Here is an 18,164-nt window from a genome sequence, read left to right as displayed (position 1 = left end):
AACAGTTCTCATCTCAGCTCATAAGCGTAGATTTTCTCGGCTTCCATCTGGTAACCGGCATCGGCCAGTTCGCTGCTGGAGGCTCTAACCTGCAGCTTTCCCTCTATCCAGTAAGGTTGGTAGAGGTCTTCTACGCGCACGCCCATTTCACTGAAAATGTGCACGATCTGGTTCGAGGGTGGTGGTGGCACGTGGATGCACGCGCCGTAATAGGGGACCAGCAGAAACTCCGTGGTGCGCCCTTCTTCGCTCACTTCCAGCGGCACGATGTAGCCGGGCAGCTTGATCTGCTGGCCGTCGAGGCTTTTTACCACCGGGGCGTCGGGTGCCTGCTGGCGCGCCGGTGGTGCGGACTCGGCGGACAGGGCGTTGCTGAGCTGCGACATGTCGTGCAGCGGCGCAAGTTGGGGCGGGATGACCGGGGCGCCTTCGGGGATGAGAGCGGGCCAGTCCAGTTCGCGTGGTTCCGAGGCCCAGGTGGGCGATGCCAGCGAAAGCAGCATGACCAGGAGTAGCCGTATTGCCTGTACTGACCTCTTCGCGGGTGAACCCGCTCCCACAGAACCCGCTCCCACAGGTCCTGCGCAGGCTTTGAAGCTTGTGGTAGACCTTGTGGTAGCGGGTTCACCCGCGAAGAAGGCCGTGAGGTACTGGATCATTGCACGCACTCAGAGGTGAATGGACAGGCCATCGGCCAACGACTGGCGATAGGCCCGCCACGCCGGCACGCTGCCCATCAGCAGCGCAGCTCCCAGGATGATAGCCAGCAACGTCCATTCATGAACACTCGGCATGGCCAGCGGCAAGTACAAACCATAGTTGGCTTGCACATACCCCTGTGCCAGGGCGATTCCCGCATACAGCAAGCCAAGCCCGGCTGCGATCCCGACCGCCGCCAGCGACAGTGCCTCCAGCACCAGCAGCCCTGCGATATGCCACGGCCTGGCGCCAACCGAGCGCAATATCGCCATCTCCCTGCGGCGTTCATTGAGGCTGGTGAGAATCGCCGTAAGCATGCCGATCAGGCCGGTCAGCACCACGAACAGCGACACCACGAACAACGCCTGCTCCGCAGTGCCCATCAGGCTCCACAGTTCCTGCAGGGCTACCCCGGGCAGGATCGCCAGCAATGGCTCGCTGCGGTATTCATTGATCTCCCGCTGAAGGCTGAATGTCGCGATCTTGCTGTTCAGGCCGAGCATGAACGCAGTGATTGCGGCAGGCTGCAGATCCATGGTCCGTGCCTGCTCGGCGCTGATGCGCCCGGCGCCACGGGCCGGTACACCGTTGTGCCAGTCGATGTGGATGGCTTCCATGCCGCCCAGGCTGATATGCAGTGTGCGGTCGACCGGTGTGCCGGTGCGCTTGAGCACACCGACCACGGTAAATGGCTTGTCGTCATGCTTGACCAGGCTGATCGCTGCGACTCCATGTGCCAGCACCAGCTTGTCGCCTAGCTTGTAGTGCAACGCCTCGGCCACTTCGGCACCCAGCACCACCTCGAACGGATCATCGGCAAACGCGCGGCCCTGGTTCAATTCCAGGTGCTGGCGGCGGCCGTACTGGTAATGGTTGAAGTAGTCGCCTGTAGTACCCATCACCCGATAACCGCGGTGCGAGTCGCCCAGCGAGATGGGAATGGCCCATTTCACCCGCGGGTCCTTCGCGTAATGCTCATAGCTGTCCCAACGGATGTTGTTGGTGGCGTTGCCGATGCGGAACACCGAGTACAGCAGCAGGTTTACCGAGCCGGAGCGGGCGCCGACGATCAGGTCGGTACCGCTGATGGTGCTGGCGAAGCTGGCTCGGGCCTCGGTACGGACCCGTTCAACGGCCAGCAGCAGGCACACCGACAGGGCAATTGCAAAGGCGGTGAGGAATGCGGTGAAGCGGCGGTTGGCCAGGCTGGCCAGGGCAAGGCGGAGCAGGTACATCAGGCCTCCCGGGGCTTGGCGGCACGGTTGAGTTCGGCCAGCGACAGATGGCGGTCGAACAGCGGTGCCAGGCTCTGGTCGTGGCTGACGAACAGCAGGCTGGCACCGGCGGCGCGGCATTCACCGAACAGCAGGTGGATGAACGCTTCGCGGGTGTCGGCATCCAGCGCCGAGGTCGGTTCGTCGGCGATCACCAGTTCGGGTTGGCCGATCAGTGCGCGGGCGGCGGCAACCCGTTGCTGCTGGCCGATCGACAGGCTGTCGGCGCGGCGGGCGAGCAGGGCGGGGTCGTCCAGGCCCAGGTGGGCCAGCAGCGTGATGGCTGCCTGGTCGACACTGCCATGGCGCTGCTCGGCGCGGGCCTTGCGGCTGCGCGAGAAGCGGCAAGGCAGCTCGACGTTTTCGCGCACCGAGAGGAACGGTAGCAGGTTGAATTGCTGGAAGATGTAACCGGTGTGGTCGACCCGGAAGCGGTCTCGGGCGCCTTGGCCCAGGCGGCCGAGGTCCTGGCCCAGCAACTGGATGCGGCCCTGGCCCGGCACGTTCACCCCGCCCAGCAGGCCCAGCAATGTGGTCTTGCCACTGCCGCTGGGGCCCTTGAGAAACAGGGCTTCGCCAGCCTCCAGGCGGAATGCCGGAATATCCAGCAGCGCCGGCTGGCCAGGCCAGGCAAACACCAAATCATGCAGTTCGATCAACGGCTGGCGCATTCAGAACGCGACCGCGGCCTTGGCCGGCGTGGTTTCCACGCCTTTCTGGCCATTGGGGCCAATCAGTTGAACGTTGATCTTCTGGGTGGCCGGGAAGGCCTTGAACAGCGGAGCGAGGTCCACCTGTGTCAATTTGTCGGGGTTGGCGCAGGTCAGCTGGTAATGGGCGCCGATGTCGCTGTGCTGGTGCTCGTGCTCGTCACCATCGTCGGCTTTCGGGGCATCACCGAACAGCGGGCTTTCCAGTTCCTGCTGGTCTTCCTTGCAGCCAGCGGCAGCAGGCAGGCCGAACAGCTTCAACGGTTGCTCCAGTTGCTGGCGCACCGCCGCGACCTTGGCCTTGTCGGCGTCGCTGTTGGCGGCGTGTTCGAAGCCGACCAGGTTCATTGCCGGGCTGTCCAGCTCCAGCTCAAGCGTGTTGCCATCGAGCACGGCGTTGAGCCTGGCCACGCCATGCTCGTGGGCGCCGAGGGTGCCATGGGCGTGGTCGTGATCATGGTCATCATCGTGGGCATGGGCCACGGCCAGGGGCAGCAGGGCGAAGGGCAGGGCGAGCAACAGGCGACGCATGGACGACTCCGGAGCGGGCGGGAAGATTGGGTTATGTTATAACAACTTTTCCGCATGCTGCCAGCCTGCGTGGCGCAGGTTTCATGTTGGGGTAGGATGGTGGCATTGACTTGGGTTCAGAGAATGCAGCATGAGAATTCGTGGACAGATTGGTGACTGGCCTGTGGATCTGACCATCGAGCTGGCGCCGGAAGAGTTGGCGCAACTGGGGCGGCAGATTGAATTGCCTGCGGTGACGCAGAATGCAGCAACGGAAACCGTTGCGACAACTCGTCAGGATGACGGGCAATGGATTGCGGCACGTGAGGTGTTGCGTCTGGCAGGGCAGATGAGCGGGCCGGAGTTGCTGGATCGGCTGGAAGGGCTGGCGGGGAGTACGGCGGCGGGCAAGCGGCTGCTGGTGCGCTTGCGGCATTGCAGCGAGGTGAAAGTGGAAAGTGGCGTGGACGCGCCGGTGTATCACTGGGTTGGGTGAAGGCCCTCAGGATTTAGGGGCTGTTTTGCAGCTCATTCGCAGCACAAGGCTGCTCCTACAGGGACCGCGCAACACGTGGCGGCCACGTGATCTCTGTGGGAGCAGCCTTGTGCTGTGAATGGGCCGCAAAGCGGCCCCGGCATTCTCAGAACATCGCCGCCGACAACTTGCGACGATACACGCCGACCAGCGGGTGATCACCGCCCAGCAACTCGAACACTTGCAGCAACGCTTTCTGCGGCAGCCCGTTCTCATAGCCACGGTTACGCTGGAACAGCTTCAGCAACCCTTCCAGCGCCGCTTCATACTGCTGGCGCGCCAGCTGCTGGATGCTCAGCTGATAGGCCGCCTCGTCATCCTGCGGGTTCTGCGCCAGGCGGCTTTTCAGGTCGGCCACTTCCGGCAGGCTGGCGGCCTGGCGAAGGAAGGTCAGTTGGGCCCTGGCGCCGGCCAGCGCAGCCTTGTGCTCGTCAGTCTTGACCGCATCAAGCACCACCTGGGCTTCACCCAGCTCCCCGCGCTCGGCCAGGCAACGGGCATACAGGATCAGCGCCTCGGCATTGCTGTTATCCTCACCCAGCAGTGCTTGCAACAGTGCTTCGGCCTCGGCAAAACGGCTTTCGGCAAACAGCCCCTTGGCCTGCTCCAGCGGCGATGCGCTGGGTGCAGCGGGCAGTTGCACGTGTGGCTCGAGCATGGCACGGATCGCCGATTCCGGCTGTGCACCGGCAAAACCGTCCACCGGTTGGCCGTCCTTGAACAGCACCACGGTCGGCAGGCTGCGGATGCCGAACTGGGCAACCACCTGTTGCTCCACGTCACAGTTGATCTTGGCCAGCAGCAGCTCGCCCTGGTAACCCTCGGCGATCTTCGCCAGCAGCGGCATCAGTGCCTTGCACGGCGCGCACCACTCGGCCCAGAAGTCCACCAGCACCGGTTTGTGGAATGAGTTCTCGATAACCAACTGCTGGAAGGTGGCATCGGTAGCGTCGAAAATGTAAGGCGTGTCTTGGGTCATCGCGACTCTCGCAAACTCGTGAATGACACCACTATAAGGTGTCGCGGCTGGCATGGTACAGGCTGACCCGGCGGAATTCGTGCGGCTCGGCCAGGTCCGGCAGGGTCAGCGCTTCCAGCACGCCCAACTGTTGGTACAGCGGGTGGCTGAAGTCGCGTACCCGCGAGTCGGCCACCAGCGCTTGACGCCCGCGGCCGAGGAAGGCATCCAGCAGCGGCAGGTTGGCGCGGTCGTACAGCACGTCGGCAACCAGGATAAGGTCGAAGCGATCGTCCTCGGCGAAGAAATCGCTGCTGTAACCCAGTTCAACCCCATTCAGCGCGGCATTCGCGCGGCAGGCATCAAGTGCCAGCGGGTCGAGGTCGCAGGCCACCACTTCCAGCGCACCGGCGCGGGCGGCGGCAATGCCGGCGATACCGGAGCCGGCGCCAAAGTCCAGCACGCGCTTGCCGGCTACCCATTCCGGGTGCTCGGCCAGGTAACGGGCCATGGCTAGGCCGCTGGCCCAACAGAAGCTCCAATAGGGAGGCTCTTCAAGAATGCGCCGGGTCTCTTCGCTGCTGAAGGCGCGGTCCATGTTCTGGTCGTCGATCAGCCACAGCTTGAGGTCGCAGCCGGGCAGCTCGCTGATGACAAGACGCGCTTCGCCGATCAGGCCGCTGAGTGCCTGTTGCAGGGGCTGTTGCAGAGAGACAGGCGCCACTTATGGCGCCTTCTCGAAACGCAGCGGGCCGGTGGCCTGGGTCTGGGCCTGGGTAATGCGCACCGGCGGCAGGTGCATGATCAGCTGGCCAGAGCTGCTGGCGCGACCGCGCAGCTCGACCCGAGCACCGGCGGGGAAAGCCTCTGGGTTGAAGCGCAATTGGTAGGGCAGGGCCTGGCCGGTGCCGGTCAGGTTGCTGCTGGCCAGCAGGCGTTGTGGGCGGTCGCGTTCGTCGATGACCAGCAAGGCCAGCTCCACATCGGCTCCAGCGGGGATTTCCAGCAAGGTGCCGCTCAGCTCGCGCTGGTAGGCCGGCAGCGGGCCAAGTACTGCGGCCGGCTTGGCCGTGCGGGCTGGCGTGGGCGCCGGAGGGGTGTCGGGCTTCGGCCTGTCGCTGCCGCAGGCGGCGAGCAGGGCGGCGCAGCACAGCACGACGAGCGCTCGGTAATGCATGGGGTAGTCCTTCACGGGCAGATTTGCCATGGATGTTAACCCCTTTGGCTTGTCTTGCCAGTGGGATGCGCTACCATGGCCCTCCCTTTTTTTGTTGCCTGCCACCATGCACTGTCCCTTTTGCGGTGCCAACGACACCAAGGTCATCGACTCTCGCCTCGTCGCCGAAGGCGAGCAGGTGCGCCGTCGCCGCGAATGCGTCGCCTGCGGCGAGCGCTTCACCACCTTCGAAACCGCCGAGCTGGTGCTGCCCCGGCTGATCAAGCAGGATGGCACGCGCCAACCCTTCGACGAAGAAAAACTTCGCGCCGGCATGCAGCGGGCACTGGAAAAGCGCCCGGTCAGCGTCGAGCGCCTGGAAGCTGCGTTGGCGCATATCAAGAGCCGCCTGCGGGCCACCGGCGAGCGTGAAGTCAAATCACTGGTGGTGGGTGAAATGGTCATGGCCGAACTGCGCAAGCTCGACGAAGTGGCCTATATCCGCTTTGCCTCGGTTTACCGCCGCTTCCAGGACCTCGACGAGTTCCGCGAAGAAATCGACCGCCTGGCTCGAGAGCCGGCTAAAGAGTGACCATGCCCAGCCAAGCTGCCACCCTCGACGCCCACTACATGGCCCGCGCGCTGGAGCTGGCGCGCAAGGGCCTGTACACCACCCACCCGAACCCGCGCGTAGGCTGCGTGATCGTGCGCGATGGCGAGGTGGTCGGCGAAGGCTGGCATGTGCGCGCCGGCGAGCCGCATGCCGAAGTGCATGCCCTGCGCCAGGCCGGTGAGCGTGCCCGTGGCGCCTGTGCCTATGTCACCCTCGAGCCGTGCAGCCACCATGGCCGCACGCCGCCGTGCGCCGAAGCACTGGTCAAGGCCGGCGTGGCACGGGTGGTGGCCGCCATGCAGGACCCCAACCCGCAAGTGGCGGGGCAGGGCCTGCGGCGCCTGGCTGAGGCTGGTATCGAAGTGGCCAGCGGCGTACTCGAGGCCGAGGCCCGTGCACTCAATCCCGGTTTCCTCAAACGCATGGAGCATGGCCTGCCATTCGTTCGCGCCAAGCTGGCCATGAGCCTGGATGGCCGCACCGCCATGGCCAGTGGCGAAAGCCAGTGGATCACCGGGCCGGCCGCCCGCTCGGCGGTGCAGCGTCTGCGCGCCCGTTCCAGCGTGGTGCTGACCAGCGCCGCCAGCGTGTTGGCTGATAACGCGCGGATGACCGTGCGCGGCGCAGAGCTGGGCCTGGATGCCGAAACCACCGCCCTGGCACTCAGCCGCACGCCGCTGCGCGTGCTGGTCGATGGCCGCCTGCGCCTGCCGCTGGATGCGCCGTTCTTCCAGGCTGGCCCGGCACTAGTGGTGACCGCTGTCGCAGATGACCCGCGCTATGCCGCTGCCGGCCACGAACTGCTCAGCCTGCCGGGTGACAATGGCCAGGTAGACCTGCCGTCGTTGCTGCAGGCCCTGGCAGCCCGCAGCGTCAACGAAATTCTGCTGGAAGCCGGTGCCGGCCTGGTCGGCGCCTTCGCCCGGCAAGGCCTGATCGACGAGTACCAGCTGTTCGTCGCCGGCACTTTTCTCGGTTCCCAGGCCCGCCCGCTGCTGGACTGGCCACTGGAGAGGATGAGCGAAGCGCCGCGGCTGAAAATTACCGAAATGCGCGCAGTGGGCGATGACTGGCGGGTCACGGCCATCCCCCTGCCGGTACCCGGCGTATAATGCCCGGCTTGCCCCGCGCAAACCGTTTTTGAGGAAGACCCCATGTTCACCGGCATCATCGAATCCATCGGCACCATCCGCAGCCTGACCCCCAAGGGTGGCGACGTGCGCGTCTACGTCGAAACCGGCAAGCTCGACCTGGGTGACGTCAAGCTCGGCGACAGCATCGCCGTCAACGGCGTGTGCCTGACCGCCGTCGAACTGCCGGGCGACGGCTTCTGGGCCGACGTCAGTGTCGAAACCCTCAAGCGCACCGCCTTCATCGACCTCAAGAGCGGTAGCAAGGTCAATCTGGAAAAAGCCCTGACCCCCACCACCCGGCTGGGCGGGCACCTGGTCAGCGGCCACGTCGACGGGGTCGGCGAAATCATCTCGCGCAGCGATAACGCCCGCGCCATCCAGTTCCGCGTGCGTGCACCGAAGGAACTGGCCAAGTACATCGCCCACAAGGGTTCGATCACCGTCGATGGCACCAGCCTGACGGTCAACGAGGTCAATGGCGCTGAGTTCGAGCTGACCATTGTCCCGCACACCCTGTCCGAAACCATCATGGCCGACTACCGTGCAGGGCGTCGGGTAAACCTTGAGGTCGACCTGCTGGCCCGTTACCTGGAGCGTCTGCTGCTGGGTGACAAGGCCGCCGAACCGAGCAAGGGCAGTGGCATTACCGAAAGCTTCCTGGCCGCCAACGGCTTCTTGAAATCCTGATTGAGAAGGGGGTGCCGCGTGGCGCTCAACAGCATCGAAGAACTGGTCGAAGACATCCGCCAGGGCAAAATGGTCATCCTCATGGATGACGAAGACCGCGAAAACGAAGGCGACATCATCATGGCAGCCGAGTGCTGCCTGCCCGAGCACATCAACTTCATGGCCAAGCACGCCCGTGGCCTGATCTGCATGCCGATGACCCGGGAGCGTTGCGAAACGCTGAAGCTGCCGCTGATGGCGCCGCGCAACGGCTCGGGCTTCGGCACCAAGTTCACTGTGTCGATCGAAGCCGCCGAAGGTGTCACCACCGGCATCTCCGCCGCTGACCGCGCACGCACCGTGCAGGCGGCCGCTGCCAAGGACGCCAAGGCCGAAGACATTGTCAGCCCTGGCCACATCTTCCCGCTGATGGCCCAGCCAGGCGGTACCCTGGCCCGTGCCGGCCACACCGAGGCCGCGTGCGACCTGGCGCGCATGGCCGGTTTCGAGCCGAGCGGCGTGATCTGCGAAGTGATGAACGACGACGGCACCATGTCGCGCCGCGCCGAGCTGGAAGTGTTCGCCGCCGAGCACGGCCTGAAGATCGGCACCATCGCCGACCTGATCCACTACCGCATGATCCACGAGCGCACCGTGCAGCGCGTCTCCGAGCAACCGGTGGAGAGCGAGCTGGGCGAGTTCAACCTGGTCACCTACCGCGACGCGGTGGAAGGCGACGTGCACATGGCCCTGACCCTGGGCAAGATCTGCGCCGAAGAGCCGACCCTGGTGCGCGTGCACAACATGGACCCACTGCGCGACCTGCTGCTGGTCAAGCAACCGGGCCGCTGGAGCCTGCGCGCCGCCATGGCCGCCGTGGCCGAGGCCGGCAGCGGCGTGGTATTGCTGCTGGGCCACCCGCTGGACGGCGACGTGCTGCTTGCGCACATCCGCGAAAGCGCCGGCGATGCACCTGCCAAGGCACCGACCACCTACAGCACCGTGGGTGCCGGTTCGCAGATCCTGCGAGACCTTGGTGTGCGCAAGATGCGTCTGATGAGTTCGCCGATGAAGTTCAACGCGATATCCGGATTCGATCTGGAAGTTGTAGAATACGTGCCCTCCGAGTGACTTGAGGCGGCAGTGACGCCCTCCAGCTCGAGTCCATACCCCTGTCGAGGCCGCCAGCATGCGGCCTCGCTCTTGAAGATGAGAATATCGGAATGACCCTGAAGACCATCGAAGGTACCTTCATCGCCCCCAAAGGTCGCTATGCTTTGGTGGTTGGCCGCTTCAACAGCTTCGTCGTCGAAAGCCTGGTAAGCGGTGCCGTTGATGCCCTGGTACGCCACGGTGTCAGCGAAAGCGACATCACCATCATCCGTGCCCCGGGTGCGTTCGAAATCCCGCTGGTGGCACAGAAGGTCGCCCAGCAAGGCGCCTACGACGCGATCATCGCCCTGGGCGCCGTGATCCGTGGTGGTACCCCGCACTTCGAATACGTGGCGGGCGAATGCACCAAGGGCCTGGCCCAGGTGTCCATGGAGTTCGGTGTTCCGGTGGCCTTCGGCGTACTGACCGTCGACTCCATCGAACAGGCCATCGAGCGTTCCGGCACCAAGGCCGGCAACAAAGGTGCTGAAGCTGCCCTGTCCGCTCTGGAAATGGTCAGCCTGCTGGCGCAGTTGGAGGCCAAGTGATTAGCGACGAAAGCGATCGTTTCAACCCGCGCGATCCAAAACCTGCGGATGCCGGCAAGCCATCGAAGAGCGCCAAGCGCCGCGAAGCCCGCAAGCTCGCGACCCAGGCACTGTACCAGTGGCACATGGCGCAGCATTCGCTGAACGAGATCGAAGCGCAGTTCCGGGTCGATAACGATTTCACCGATGTCGACGGTGCCTATTTCCGCGAGATCCTGCATGGGGTCCCGGCAATCAAGGGCGAAATCGACAAAGCGTTGGTGCCGTGCATGACCATCGCACTGGAAGAGCTCGACCCGGTCGAGCTGGCCGTGCTGCGCCTGTCCACCTGGGAACTGATCAAGCGCGTTGACGTGCCGTACCGCGTAGTGATCAACGAAGGCGTGGAACTGGCCAAGGTCTTCGGCGCCACCGACGGCCACAAGTTCGTCAACGGCGTGCTGGACAAGCTCGCCCCGGCCCTGCGCGAAGCAGAAGTCAAGGCGAACAAGCGCTGATCCTGGCGCTTGCGAACCATGGGTGAGTTCGAGCTGATCAGCCACTACTTCGCCGCCGCGCCCTGTGCGCAAGGCGGTGAAGGTGTGGCCCTGGGCATCGGCGACGACTGCGCCCTGCTGAGCTTACCCGCTGGTGAGCAACTGGCGGTGTCTACCGACACCCTGGTCGCCGGGGTGCATTTCCCGGCGGTGTGCGACCCCTGGTTGCTCGGCCAGCGCTCGTTGGCCGTGGCGGCCAGCGACCTGGCGGCCATGGGCGCCACCCCCATCGGTTTCACCCTTGCCCTGACCTTGCCCGAGGTCAGCACTGACTGGCTGCAAGCCTATGCCAGCGGCCTCGACCGCATGGCCGGTCACTGTCAGCTGAGCCTGATTGGTGGCGATACCACCCGTGGCCCTCTGAGCATCACCATGACCGTATTCGGCCGGGTTCCGGCGGGGCAGGCGTTACGCCGTGGCGGCGCTCGCCCGGGCGACTTGTTGTGTGTGGGCGGTGAGCTGGGCAATGCGGCGGGTGCCTTGCCGCTGGTGCTGGGCCAGCGCCAGGCTGATGCTGCGCTGGCGCAACCGTTGCTCGACCATTACTGGTCGCCGTCGCCGCAGTTCGCCCTGGGCCAGCTGCTGCGCGGGCGTGCCACTTCGGCGCTGGATGTTTCCGACGGCCTGCTGGCCGACTGCGGGCATATCGCCAAGGCCTCCCGTGTGGCGCTCGAGGTGAACCTGGAGCAGGTACCGGTGTCAGCCGCTCTGCAGGGGTTACTCGGTGCCGAGGCTGCCGTGCAGGCGGCGCTGACCGGTGGCGACGACTACGTGCTGGCGTTCACCTTGCCGCCATCCGAGCTTTCATCCCTGCAGGCACAAGGCCTGGCGGCGTTCCATGTCATCGGGCGGGTGCTCGAAGGGCAGGGTGTCAGCCTGCGCGACCGGCAGGGCCAGGACATCACCCCGCGGCAACGCGGTTATCAACATTTTAGGGAGACACCGTGACCGATCACCCCAACCAGGTGCCTGCGGAGTTCGTTCCGCCTTCGGTCTGGCGCAACCCGTGGCACTTCATCGCCTTTGGTTTCGGTTCCGGCACCTTGCCCAAGGCACCGGGCACCTGGGGCTCGCTGGTGGCCATTCCGTTCATCCCGCTGTGGCAGATGCTTCCCGACTGGGGCTATTGGCTGTTGCTGGGCGTGAGCATGCTGTTCGGCTTCTGGCTTTGCGGCAAGGTCGCCAATGACTTGCGCGTGCACGACCATGAAGGCATTGTCTGGGACGAGATCGTCGGCATGTGGATAACCCTCTGGCTGGTGCCGGAAGGCTGGCAGTGGCTGCTGGCGGGGTTCCTGATGTTCCGCTTCTTCGACATTCTCAAGCCGTGGCCGATCCGCTGGGTCGACCGCCATGTGCATGGGGGCGTCGGGATCATGCTCGACGATATCCTGGCCGGGGTGTTTGCCTGGCTGGGGATGCAGGTTCTGGTTTGGGCGGTTGCCTGATACAGGGAGCGTGTGAATGGCCATGAGGACGGTGCTGCTGGCAATGCTGCTGAGCCTTGCCCCGTGGGCGGCTGCTGCCGAGGGTGTGCCGAAACAGATCCACCTGGTCAGCGAAGAGTGGCTTGACTACACCAACGCCGACGGTACCGGGGTGGCCTGGGACGTGCTGCGCAAGGTGTTCGAGCCGGCCGGGGTCAAGGTGGTGACCCAGAGCGCGCCTTACAGCCGTGCGATCGGGCTGGTGAAGCGTGGCGAGGCTGACGCCTGGGTAGGCTCGTACAAGGACGAGAACGACGACAACCTGTACCCGCGCTGGCACTTCGACATGGACCACATCTACGCGCTGGGGCTGGTCAGCAAGCCTGTGCCTACCCAGCAGACCATAGGCCAGTACCGCCTGGCCTGGGTGCGGGGCTACGACTTCGGCAGCTACCTGCCCGATGTGCATGACTTTCGCGAGGTCCAGCGCCGCGAAGGCATACTGCCGATGCTCGAGCATGATCGTGTGGACTTCTACATCGATGCGCAGACCGAGGTCGACTACGTGCTCGGCCAGACCTCCCAGCCCGAGCGTTTCCGCCGTACCCATGTGGCCGAACTACCGCTGTACCTGGCCTTTGCCCGCAATGACCAGGCCAAGGCCCTGCGCGACCTGTTCGACAAGCGCATGGCCGAGCTGGTGCGCAGTGGCGAGCTGAAGCCGATTTTCCAGCGCTGGCAGCAGCCGTATCCGTTCAGTCCGAATAGCAAACCACATTGAAAACGGGGCGCCTTGCGCCCCCAATCGCCGGCAAGCCGGCTCCCACAGGTTCAGCGCAGGTTCAGAGGCCTGTGCAATAACTGTGGGGGGCCGGCTTGCCGGCGATGGGGTCGGGCCTGGTTAACCTAAGCATCGAACTTTTCGATCTTAACCCACCGTATTCAGCCAGCCCACATTCCCCAGCCTGCTGATACAATCGGCCCACGAGAAATTTCCTACTTATGCCAGGAGCACAACGTGCCCGTCGTCTTTGTTGCCGCCTCTAAACTCCCGACTCCCTTCGCGACCTTCACCATGCATGGCTTCCTCGACGAAGCCACGGGCCGTGAGCACGTGGTGCTCAGCCTGGGTGACATCGCGGACGGCCAGCCGGTGCTGGGGCGCCTGCATTCCGAGTGCCTGACCGGCGATGCCCTGTTCAGCCAGCGCTGCGACTGCGGCTCGCAGCTGGAAGCCGCGCTGCAGGCCATCGCCCGTGAAGGCCGTGGCGTGCTGCTGTACCTGCGCCAGGAAGGCCGTGGCATCGGGCTGCTCAACAAGATTCGCGCCTACGAGCTGCAGGATGGTGGCGCCGATACCGTCGAGGCCAACGAGCGCCTTGGCTTTGCCGCCGACCAGCGCGACTACGCCATATGCCTGCCGATGCTGGAGCACCTGGGCGTGAAGTCGCTGCGGCTGATGACCAACAACCCGCGCAAGGTCAAAGCCCTGACCGACATGAACATCCTCGTCGCCGAGCGCGTACCGCTGCACACCGGGCACAACCCGCACAACCGCTACTACCTGGCGACGAAGGCCGGCAAGCTGGGCCACATGCTGGGTAACGAGCACCAGGGCGAGGTGCCTCAGGCGTGACCCGCGCCGAGGTCAAGCGGCGCCTGGCGCTGGCCTGGTGGCAGTACCTGGCGGTGGGCCTGGTGCCACTGCCAGTGATGGCCTGGGCCTTCGGTGGCGGTGATGCGCTGGCCTCGGTGTTGGCCATGCCACTGTTCATTGCCGGCGCGGCGACCATGTTCCTCAGCCTGCCGCGCTTCGGTGCCTACAAACGCGCGCTCATCGCCACGTCCAAGGTGCTCGGCACAGGCGAAGAGCCCGCGGCCTGGATCGAGCTGGCGCGGGTGCGGCGCCTGGCCATGCTGTTTGCCTGTTTCCCGGCCTGGGTTGCCGCCTTGTCGGTGCTGGTCGGCCTCGAGGCGGTGCCACAGATCTTGCTGGCGTTGTCCACCGCAGTGGTGCTGTACCTCTATCGCATTCCACGCCAGCTCGGCTGATGCGCCTGCTGCCCGGCCTGCTGGCGCTGTTCGCCTGTTCTGCACTGGCCGCCGAACCCCTGCGAGTGGTCAGCCTGGCGCCGTCGATGAGCGAAATCATGCTCGAACTGCAGGCCGATGACCTGCTGGTAGGTGTGCTCGACGGTGGCGAACGGCCGGCGGCGCTGCGCGAGCTGCCCTCGGTGGGGCGCCAGGGGCAGCTGGACCTCGAACGCCTGCTCAGCCTGCGCCCCGACCTGTTGCTGCTGTGGCCGGGCAGCGTACCGCCGGCCCAACGTGACCAGCTCAAGCGCCTGGGTATCGCCACCTTCAGCGCAGAACCCCATGATATCGACCAGATGATCGAACAGATCGAAGCCATCGCGGAACGTATCGGCCGTGCCGAACAGGGCCATCGGTATGCCCAGGCCTTGCGTGACCGGCTGCGGCAGCTGCGCCAGCAGTATCGACGGGATGAGCCCTTGCAGGTGTTCTACCAGGTCTGGGATCGACCTCTGTATACACTCGGTGGCCGGCAGGTGGTCAGCGACGCCCTGGCCGTTTGCGGCGCGCATAATGTTTTCGCCGATCTCACCCAGCCGGCGCCGCAGGTAAATGTGGAATCTGTGCTGCTGCGCAACCCGCAGGTCATTCTGGCGGGTGATGAGGCGCAGCTGGAGAGTTGGAAGGCCTGGCCGCAACTGCGTGCGGTTGCCGATGACCGTTTACTGGTGGTGCCAGACAAAGGCCTGGAGCGGCCTAGTGGTCAGATGATCGAAGCTACGGCGCGCTTGTGTGCGCTGCTCGAGGCTAACGCGCCAGCGTCCAGGTGAGCTTTTGCGAGGGCTGCGCCCTCGATCGCGACGCAAGGCCGCTCCCACAGGGACTGCGCAAGGCTTGGTGCTTGCACGACCTTTGTGGGAGCGGCCTTGTGTCGCGAAAGGGCCGCAAAGCGGCCCCAGGGACTACAACCCGAGCCTGGTCATCCGAGCCTTCACCGAAGCCTCGATCCCGGCCGCATCCAGCCCACACTCAGCCAGCATCTGCGCAGGCTTGGCGTGCTCGACATAAATGTCTGGCAACCCCAGGTGCAGCAGCGGTTTCACGATAGCCTGGCTGGCCAGGAACTCGCCCACAGCCGCACCGGCGCCGCCCATGATGGCGTTTTCTTCGATGGTCACCAGCAGCTCATGGCTGGCGGCAAGTTCCAGCACCAGCGCTTCGTCCAGCGGTTTGACGAAGCGCATGTCGACCACGGTAGCGTTGATTTGCTCAGCCACCTGCATGGCTTCGGCCAGTTGCACCCCAAACACCAGCAAGGCGGCTTTCTCGCCTTGGCGACGGACCACGCCCTTGCCGATTTCCAGCGGCTCCAGGTCACCACTGATCGGCGCGTTCGGGCCGGTGCCACGCGGGTAGCGCACAGCCGCCGGGCCGTTGTACAGGTGGCCGGTGCTGAGCATCTTGCGCAGCTCGTTCTCGTCGCTTGGGGTCATCACCAGCATGCCCGGGATGCAGCGCAGGTACGACAGGTCGTAGCTGCCCGCGTGGGTCGGGCCGTCTTCGCCGACCAGGCCAGCGCGGTCAATGGCGAACAGTACGTCGAGGTTCTGTACCGCCACGTCGTGGATCAGCTGGTCGTAGGCGCGCTGCAGGAAGGTGGAGTAGATCGCCACCACCGGCTTGCTGCCCTCGCAGGCCATGCCGGCCGCAAGGGTTACGGCATGCTGTTCGGCGATCGCCACGTCGAAGTAACGCTCCGGGTAGCGCTCGCTGAAGTCGACCAGGTCGGAGCCTTCCTTCATCGCCGGGGTAATGCCCACCAGGCGGTTGTCGGCGGCAGCCATGTCGCACAGCCACTGGCCGAACACCGCGGAGTATTTCGGGCCGCTGGCTTTCTTCGGTGCGGCGGGTTTGTCGGCCGGCTCCAGCTTGGTGATGGCGTGGTAGCCGATCGGGTCGATCTCGGCCGGGGCGAAGCCCTTGCCCTTCTTGGTCACCACGTGCAGGAACTGCGGGCCCTTGAGGTCACGCATGTTGCGCAGGGTGGCGATCATGGTCGGCAGGTCGTGGCCGTCGATCGGGCCGATGTAGTTCCAGCCCAGTTCTTCGAACAGCGTGCCCGGCACCAGCATGCCTTTGGCGTACTCCTCGGTGCGGCGGGCAATTTCCCAGGCTCCCGGCAGGCGCGACAGCACTTTCTTGCTGCCTTCGCGCATGCTCGCGTAGGTGCGGCTGGAGAGGATCTTGGCCAGGTAGTTGGACAGGCCGCCGACGTTGCGCGAAATCGACATGTCGTTGTCGTTGAGGATCACCAGCATGTCGGCGTTGACTTCCTGGGCGTGGTTCAACGCCTCGAAGGCCATGCCGGCGGTCAGCGCACCGTCACCGATCACCGCGATCGACTTGCGGTCGCTGTTCTGCAGGCGAGCGGCAATGGCCATGCCCAGTGCGGCGCTGATCGAGGTGCTGGAGTGGCCGACGCCGAAGGTGTCGTACTCGCTCTCGCTGCGGCGCGGGAAGGCGGCAATGCCGTCTTTCTGGCGCAGGCTGAGCATGCGGTCACGGCGCCCGGTGAGGATCTTGTGCGGGTAGGCCTGGTGGCCCACGTCCCACACCAGCCGGTCGTCGGGGGTGTCGAAGACGTAGTGCAGGGCGATGGTCAGCTCGATGACACCCAGGCCGGCACCAAAATGCCCACCGGTCTGACCCACGGTGTAGAGCAGTTCCTGGCGCAATTCGTCGGCCAGGGTCTCCAGGTCGGCTTCGGCCAGCCGGCGCAGGCCGGCAGGCGTGTCAGCGCGGTCGAGCAACGGCGTGACCGGGCGTTCGCGGGGGATCTCTTGAAACGTCGTGGGCATCAGGCGAGTCGTTATAGGTGTGTGAAGAGGCGGCAGTTTACCCCATTGTAGGAAATACTGCCCATTCAGACGGGTGTCGCATGGGGCAGCTTTGCAGCCCTTCGCGGGCAAGCCCGCTCCCACAGGTTGTGCACAGTGCTCAAGGCCAGTGGGGGCTCTGTTCGAGCAGGCTTGCCGGCGATGGGCCGCACAGCGGCCCCAATCAAATCAGTTGCGGCGTTCGACGATGTAACGGGCCAACGCCCGCAGCGGTTCGGCCTTTTCGCCGAACCCTTGCAGTGCGACCAGCGCCTGGTCACGCAATTCGATCGCATAGGCCTTGGCCGCTTCCAGGCCCAGCAGCGCCGGGTAGGTCGGTTTGTCGCGGGCGATATCAGCCCCTTGGCGTTTGCCCAGTGTGGCGGTGTCGCTTTCCACATCCAGGATGTCGTCCTGCACCTGGAATGCCAGGCCGATGGCCTGTGCATAGCTCTGCAGGGCATCCAGTTGCGCCTGTTCGGCGCGGGCGCTGGCCAGGGCGCCGAGGCGCACGCTGGCTTCGATCAGCGCACCGGTCTTGTGCCGGTGCATGAATTCCAGCGCCTGCTGATCCAGCTTCAGGCCAACCGAGCCCAGGTCGATGGCCTGGCCACCGACCATGCCTGCCGGGCCGGCCGCCTTGGCCAGGGCCTGGACCATGGCCAGGCGAATGCTGTCAGCCTGCGGGCTCAGGCGCGGGTCGAGCAGGGCACTGAAGGCCAGGCTCTGCAAACCGTCGCCGGCGAGGATCGCGCAGGCTTCATCGAAGGCTTTGTGGGTGGTCGGCTGGCCGCGGCGCAGGTCGTCGTCATCCATGGCCGGCAGGTCGTCATGCACCAGCGAGTAGGCGTGGATCAGTTCCACCGCACAGGCTGCGCCGTTGGCCTGTTCGGCCGGGGCGCCCAAGGCTTCGCAGGCCGCGTAGGCCAGCAGCGGACGAACGCGTTTGCCACCGTTCATCACGCTGTAGCGCATGGCGGCGTAAAGGCGTTCGAGTTCCTTGGTCGGGGCGATGAACAACGGTTCGAGGGCGGCGTCGACCCGCGCCTGGCAGCTGGCCTGGTAGGTGCCGATCATGCTTCGGGCTCCGCGTCGAAGGGCTGGGCAGCCAGCTCGCCATCGCGTTCCAGCAGGATCTGCACCTTCTGTTCGGCCTGGGCCAGGGCGCCCTGGCAATCGCGGGTCAGGGCAATGCCTTGCTCGAAGGCGGCCAGCGACTCTTCCAGCGACAACTCGCCGTTCTCCAGGCGCTCGACCAGTGCTTGCAGGTCTGCGAGGGATTGCTCGAAATCGAGGGAGGCTTTTTTGCGGGCCATGGCGACTGTCTCGGTGGCATT

General features: G+C 65.1%; 23 protein-coding genes. 13 read left to right on the top strand and 10 right to left on the bottom strand.

The window, feature by feature from the left end; all coding sequences use genetic code 11:
- Window positions 1-8: 8 nt before the first annotated feature.
- From ACK1U9_RS13460 to ACK1U9_RS13445, 4 genes are all read right to left on the bottom strand, one after another.
- Window positions 9-503 (bottom strand): DUF3299 domain-containing protein, encoded by a 495-nt coding sequence (locus ACK1U9_RS13460; RefSeq protein ID WP_075044449.1) that lies wholly within the window; start codon window positions 501-503, stop codon window positions 9-11.
- A 165-nt stretch (window positions 504-668) separates the two neighbouring features.
- Entirely contained in the window at window positions 669-1,934 is a 1,266-nt protein-coding gene (locus ACK1U9_RS13455; RefSeq protein WP_085601407.1) for an ABC transporter permease, read from the bottom strand.
- Complete coding sequence (locus tag ACK1U9_RS13450) at window positions 1,934-2,644, bottom strand: ABC transporter ATP-binding protein (RefSeq protein ID WP_046615946.1); 711 nt, start codon at window positions 2,642-2,644, stop codon at window positions 1,934-1,936. The genes ACK1U9_RS13455 and ACK1U9_RS13450 overlap by 1 nt, the downstream gene beginning before the upstream one ends.
- On the bottom strand, window positions 2,645-3,214 hold the full coding sequence (locus ACK1U9_RS13445) for a DUF2796 domain-containing protein (RefSeq protein ID WP_108481573.1): 570 nt from the start codon (window positions 3,212-3,214) through the stop codon (window positions 2,645-2,647). It lies immediately after the preceding gene.
- Between the two features lie 130 nt (window positions 3,215-3,344).
- Between ACK1U9_RS13445 and ACK1U9_RS13440 the strand changes: the two genes are divergently transcribed.
- Window positions 3,345-3,689 carry a hypothetical protein gene (locus tag ACK1U9_RS13440; RefSeq protein WP_153670944.1) on the top strand — a complete coding sequence of 115 codons (345 nt, stop codon included), beginning with the start codon at window positions 3,345-3,347 and terminating at the stop codon, window positions 3,687-3,689.
- 145 nt (window positions 3,690-3,834) lie between these two features.
- On the opposite strand, the gene trxA is transcribed toward ACK1U9_RS13440, so the two are convergent.
- Genes trxA through ACK1U9_RS13425 form a run of 3 tightly spaced genes read right to left on the bottom strand, consistent with a single transcriptional unit; the run spans window position 3,835 to window position 5,863 of the window.
- Complete coding sequence (gene trxA / locus ACK1U9_RS13435) at window positions 3,835-4,707, bottom strand: thioredoxin (protein ID WP_046615949.1); 873 nt, start codon at window positions 4,705-4,707, stop codon at window positions 3,835-3,837.
- Window positions 4,708-4,738: 31 nt separating this feature from the next.
- Window positions 4,739-5,395 carry a class I SAM-dependent methyltransferase gene (locus tag ACK1U9_RS13430; RefSeq protein WP_153670960.1) on the bottom strand — a complete coding sequence of 219 codons (657 nt, stop codon included), beginning with the start codon at window positions 5,393-5,395 and terminating at the stop codon, window positions 4,739-4,741.
- A gap of 15 nt (window positions 5,396-5,410) precedes the next feature.
- On the bottom strand, window positions 5,411-5,863 hold the full coding sequence (locus ACK1U9_RS13425; RefSeq protein ID WP_039614618.1) for a YbaY family lipoprotein: 453 nt from the start codon (window positions 5,861-5,863) through the stop codon (window positions 5,411-5,413).
- Between the two features lie 106 nt (window positions 5,864-5,969).
- On the opposite strand from ACK1U9_RS13425, the gene nrdR reads away from it, so the two are divergent.
- From nrdR to ACK1U9_RS13365, 12 genes are all read left to right on the top strand, one after another.
- The gene (gene nrdR / locus ACK1U9_RS13420) at window positions 5,970-6,434 is read left to right on the top strand and encodes a transcriptional regulator NrdR (protein WP_003255402.1); all 465 of its coding nucleotides are present in this window, start codon (window positions 5,970-5,972) and stop codon (window positions 6,432-6,434) included.
- 2 nt (window positions 6,435-6,436) lie between these two features.
- The gene (gene ribD, locus ACK1U9_RS13415; RefSeq protein WP_085601412.1) at window positions 6,437-7,567 is read left to right on the top strand and encodes a bifunctional diaminohydroxyphosphoribosylaminopyrimidine deaminase/5-amino-6-(5-phosphoribosylamino)uracil reductase RibD; all 1,131 of its coding nucleotides are present in this window, start codon (window positions 6,437-6,439) and stop codon (window positions 7,565-7,567) included.
- 42 nt (window positions 7,568-7,609) lie between these two features.
- On the top strand, window positions 7,610-8,275 hold the full coding sequence (locus ACK1U9_RS13410; protein ID WP_003255399.1) for a riboflavin synthase: 666 nt from the start codon (window positions 7,610-7,612) through the stop codon (window positions 8,273-8,275).
- Between the two features lie 18 nt (window positions 8,276-8,293).
- Window positions 8,294-9,385, top strand: coding sequence for a bifunctional 3,4-dihydroxy-2-butanone-4-phosphate synthase/GTP cyclohydrolase II (ribBA, locus tag ACK1U9_RS13405; RefSeq protein WP_016484697.1), 1,092 nt, complete (start codon window positions 8,294-8,296; stop codon window positions 9,383-9,385).
- A gap of 92 nt (window positions 9,386-9,477) precedes the next feature.
- Window positions 9,478-9,954, top strand: a complete 477-nt coding sequence (gene ribH, locus ACK1U9_RS13400) for a 6,7-dimethyl-8-ribityllumazine synthase (protein ID WP_003255395.1) — start codon at window positions 9,478-9,480, stop codon at window positions 9,952-9,954.
- Entirely contained in the window at window positions 9,951-10,451 is a 501-nt protein-coding gene (gene nusB, locus ACK1U9_RS13395; protein WP_003255393.1) for a transcription antitermination factor NusB, read from the top strand. The genes ribH and nusB overlap by 4 nt, the downstream gene beginning before the upstream one ends.
- An 18-nt stretch (window positions 10,452-10,469) precedes the next feature.
- Complete coding sequence (gene thiL, locus ACK1U9_RS13390) at window positions 10,470-11,438, top strand: thiamine-phosphate kinase (protein WP_085601413.1); 969 nt, start codon at window positions 10,470-10,472, stop codon at window positions 11,436-11,438.
- Window positions 11,435-11,938, top strand: coding sequence for a phosphatidylglycerophosphatase A family protein (locus ACK1U9_RS13385; RefSeq protein WP_004376077.1), 504 nt, complete (start codon window positions 11,435-11,437; stop codon window positions 11,936-11,938). The genes thiL and ACK1U9_RS13385 overlap by 4 nt, the downstream gene beginning before the upstream one ends.
- 16 nt (window positions 11,939-11,954) lie before the next feature.
- Window positions 11,955-12,698: a substrate-binding periplasmic protein gene (locus tag ACK1U9_RS13380; RefSeq protein WP_046615956.1), complete on the top strand. Its 744-nt coding sequence runs from the start codon at window positions 11,955-11,957 to the stop codon at window positions 12,696-12,698.
- 237 nt (window positions 12,699-12,935) lie between these two features.
- A complete protein-coding gene (gene ribA, locus ACK1U9_RS13375; RefSeq protein ID WP_046615957.1) occupies window positions 12,936-13,553 on the top strand; it encodes a GTP cyclohydrolase II in 618 nt (205 codons plus the stop codon).
- The gene (locus tag ACK1U9_RS13370) at window positions 13,550-13,969 is read left to right on the top strand and encodes an MFS transporter (protein WP_135002737.1); all 420 of its coding nucleotides are present in this window, start codon (window positions 13,550-13,552) and stop codon (window positions 13,967-13,969) included. The genes ribA and ACK1U9_RS13370 overlap by 4 nt, the downstream gene beginning before the upstream one ends.
- Window positions 13,969-14,781 (top strand): cobalamin-binding protein, encoded by an 813-nt coding sequence (locus ACK1U9_RS13365; protein ID WP_284386221.1) that lies wholly within the window; start codon window positions 13,969-13,971, stop codon window positions 14,779-14,781. The genes ACK1U9_RS13370 and ACK1U9_RS13365 overlap by 1 nt, the downstream gene beginning before the upstream one ends.
- Window positions 14,782-14,913: 132 nt before the next feature.
- On the opposite strand, the gene dxs is transcribed toward ACK1U9_RS13365, so the two are convergent.
- The 3 genes from dxs to ACK1U9_RS13350 form a co-directional block, all read right to left on the bottom strand.
- Window positions 14,914-16,809, bottom strand: a complete 1,896-nt coding sequence (dxs, locus tag ACK1U9_RS13360) for a 1-deoxy-D-xylulose-5-phosphate synthase (RefSeq protein ID WP_046615960.1) — start codon at window positions 16,807-16,809, stop codon at window positions 14,914-14,916.
- A gap of 207 nt (window positions 16,810-17,016) precedes the next feature.
- Complete coding sequence (gene ispA / locus ACK1U9_RS13355) at window positions 17,017-17,904, bottom strand: (2E,6E)-farnesyl diphosphate synthase (RefSeq protein ID WP_085601416.1); 888 nt, start codon at window positions 17,902-17,904, stop codon at window positions 17,017-17,019.
- Entirely contained in the window at window positions 17,901-18,143 is a 243-nt protein-coding gene (locus ACK1U9_RS13350) for an exodeoxyribonuclease VII small subunit (RefSeq protein ID WP_003255380.1), read from the bottom strand. Before ACK1U9_RS13350 ends, ispA begins: the two co-directional genes overlap by 4 nt.
- Window positions 18,144-18,164: the final 21 nt, after the last annotated feature.

Source organism: Pseudomonas sp. XP1 (assembly GCF_053557675.1).
The sequence above is the reverse complement of the archived record's forward strand: the minus strand, read 5'-3'. Positions and strand labels throughout refer to the sequence as shown.

Coding starts and splice junctions, on each gene's coding strand:
- ACK1U9_RS13460 (WP_075044449.1), bottom strand. CDS start 503: ATGCTGCTTTCGCTGGCATCGCCCACCTGGGCCTCGGAACCACGCGAA.
- ACK1U9_RS13455 (WP_085601407.1), bottom strand. CDS start 1,934: ATGTACCTGCTCCGCCTTGCCCTGGCCAGCCTGGCCAACCGCCGCTTC.
- ACK1U9_RS13450 (WP_046615946.1), bottom strand. CDS start 2,644: ATGCGCCAGCCGTTGATCGAACTGCATGATTTGGTGTTTGCCTGGCCT.
- ACK1U9_RS13445 (WP_108481573.1), bottom strand. CDS start 3,214: ATGCGTCGCCTGTTGCTCGCCCTGCCCTTCGCCCTGCTGCCCCTGGCC.
- ACK1U9_RS13440 (WP_153670944.1), top strand. CDS start 3,345: ATGAGAATTCGTGGACAGATTGGTGACTGGCCTGTGGATCTGACCATC.
- trxA (WP_046615949.1), bottom strand. CDS start 4,707: ATGACCCAAGACACGCCTTACATTTTCGACGCTACCGATGCCACCTTC.
- ACK1U9_RS13425 (WP_039614618.1), bottom strand. CDS start 5,863: ATGCATTACCGAGCGCTCGTCGTGCTGTGCTGCGCCGCCCTGCTCGCC.
- nrdR (WP_003255402.1), top strand. CDS start 5,970: ATGCACTGTCCCTTTTGCGGTGCCAACGACACCAAGGTCATCGACTCT.
- ribD (WP_085601412.1), top strand. CDS start 6,437: ATGCCCAGCCAAGCTGCCACCCTCGACGCCCACTACATGGCCCGCGCG.
- ACK1U9_RS13410 (WP_003255399.1), top strand. CDS start 7,610: ATGTTCACCGGCATCATCGAATCCATCGGCACCATCCGCAGCCTGACC.
- ribH (WP_003255395.1), top strand. CDS start 9,478: ATGACCCTGAAGACCATCGAAGGTACCTTCATCGCCCCCAAAGGTCGC.
- thiL (WP_085601413.1), top strand. CDS start 10,470: ATGGGTGAGTTCGAGCTGATCAGCCACTACTTCGCCGCCGCGCCCTGT.
- ACK1U9_RS13380 (WP_046615956.1), top strand. CDS start 11,955: ATGGCCATGAGGACGGTGCTGCTGGCAATGCTGCTGAGCCTTGCCCCG.
- ACK1U9_RS13365 (WP_284386221.1), top strand. CDS start 13,969: ATGCGCCTGCTGCCCGGCCTGCTGGCGCTGTTCGCCTGTTCTGCACTG.
- dxs (WP_046615960.1), bottom strand. CDS start 16,809: ATGCCCACGACGTTTCAAGAGATCCCCCGCGAACGCCCGGTCACGCCG.
- ispA (WP_085601416.1), bottom strand. CDS start 17,904: ATGATCGGCACCTACCAGGCCAGCTGCCAGGCGCGGGTCGACGCCGCC.
- ACK1U9_RS13350 (WP_003255380.1), bottom strand. CDS start 18,143: ATGGCCCGCAAAAAAGCCTCCCTCGATTTCGAGCAATCCCTCGCAGAC.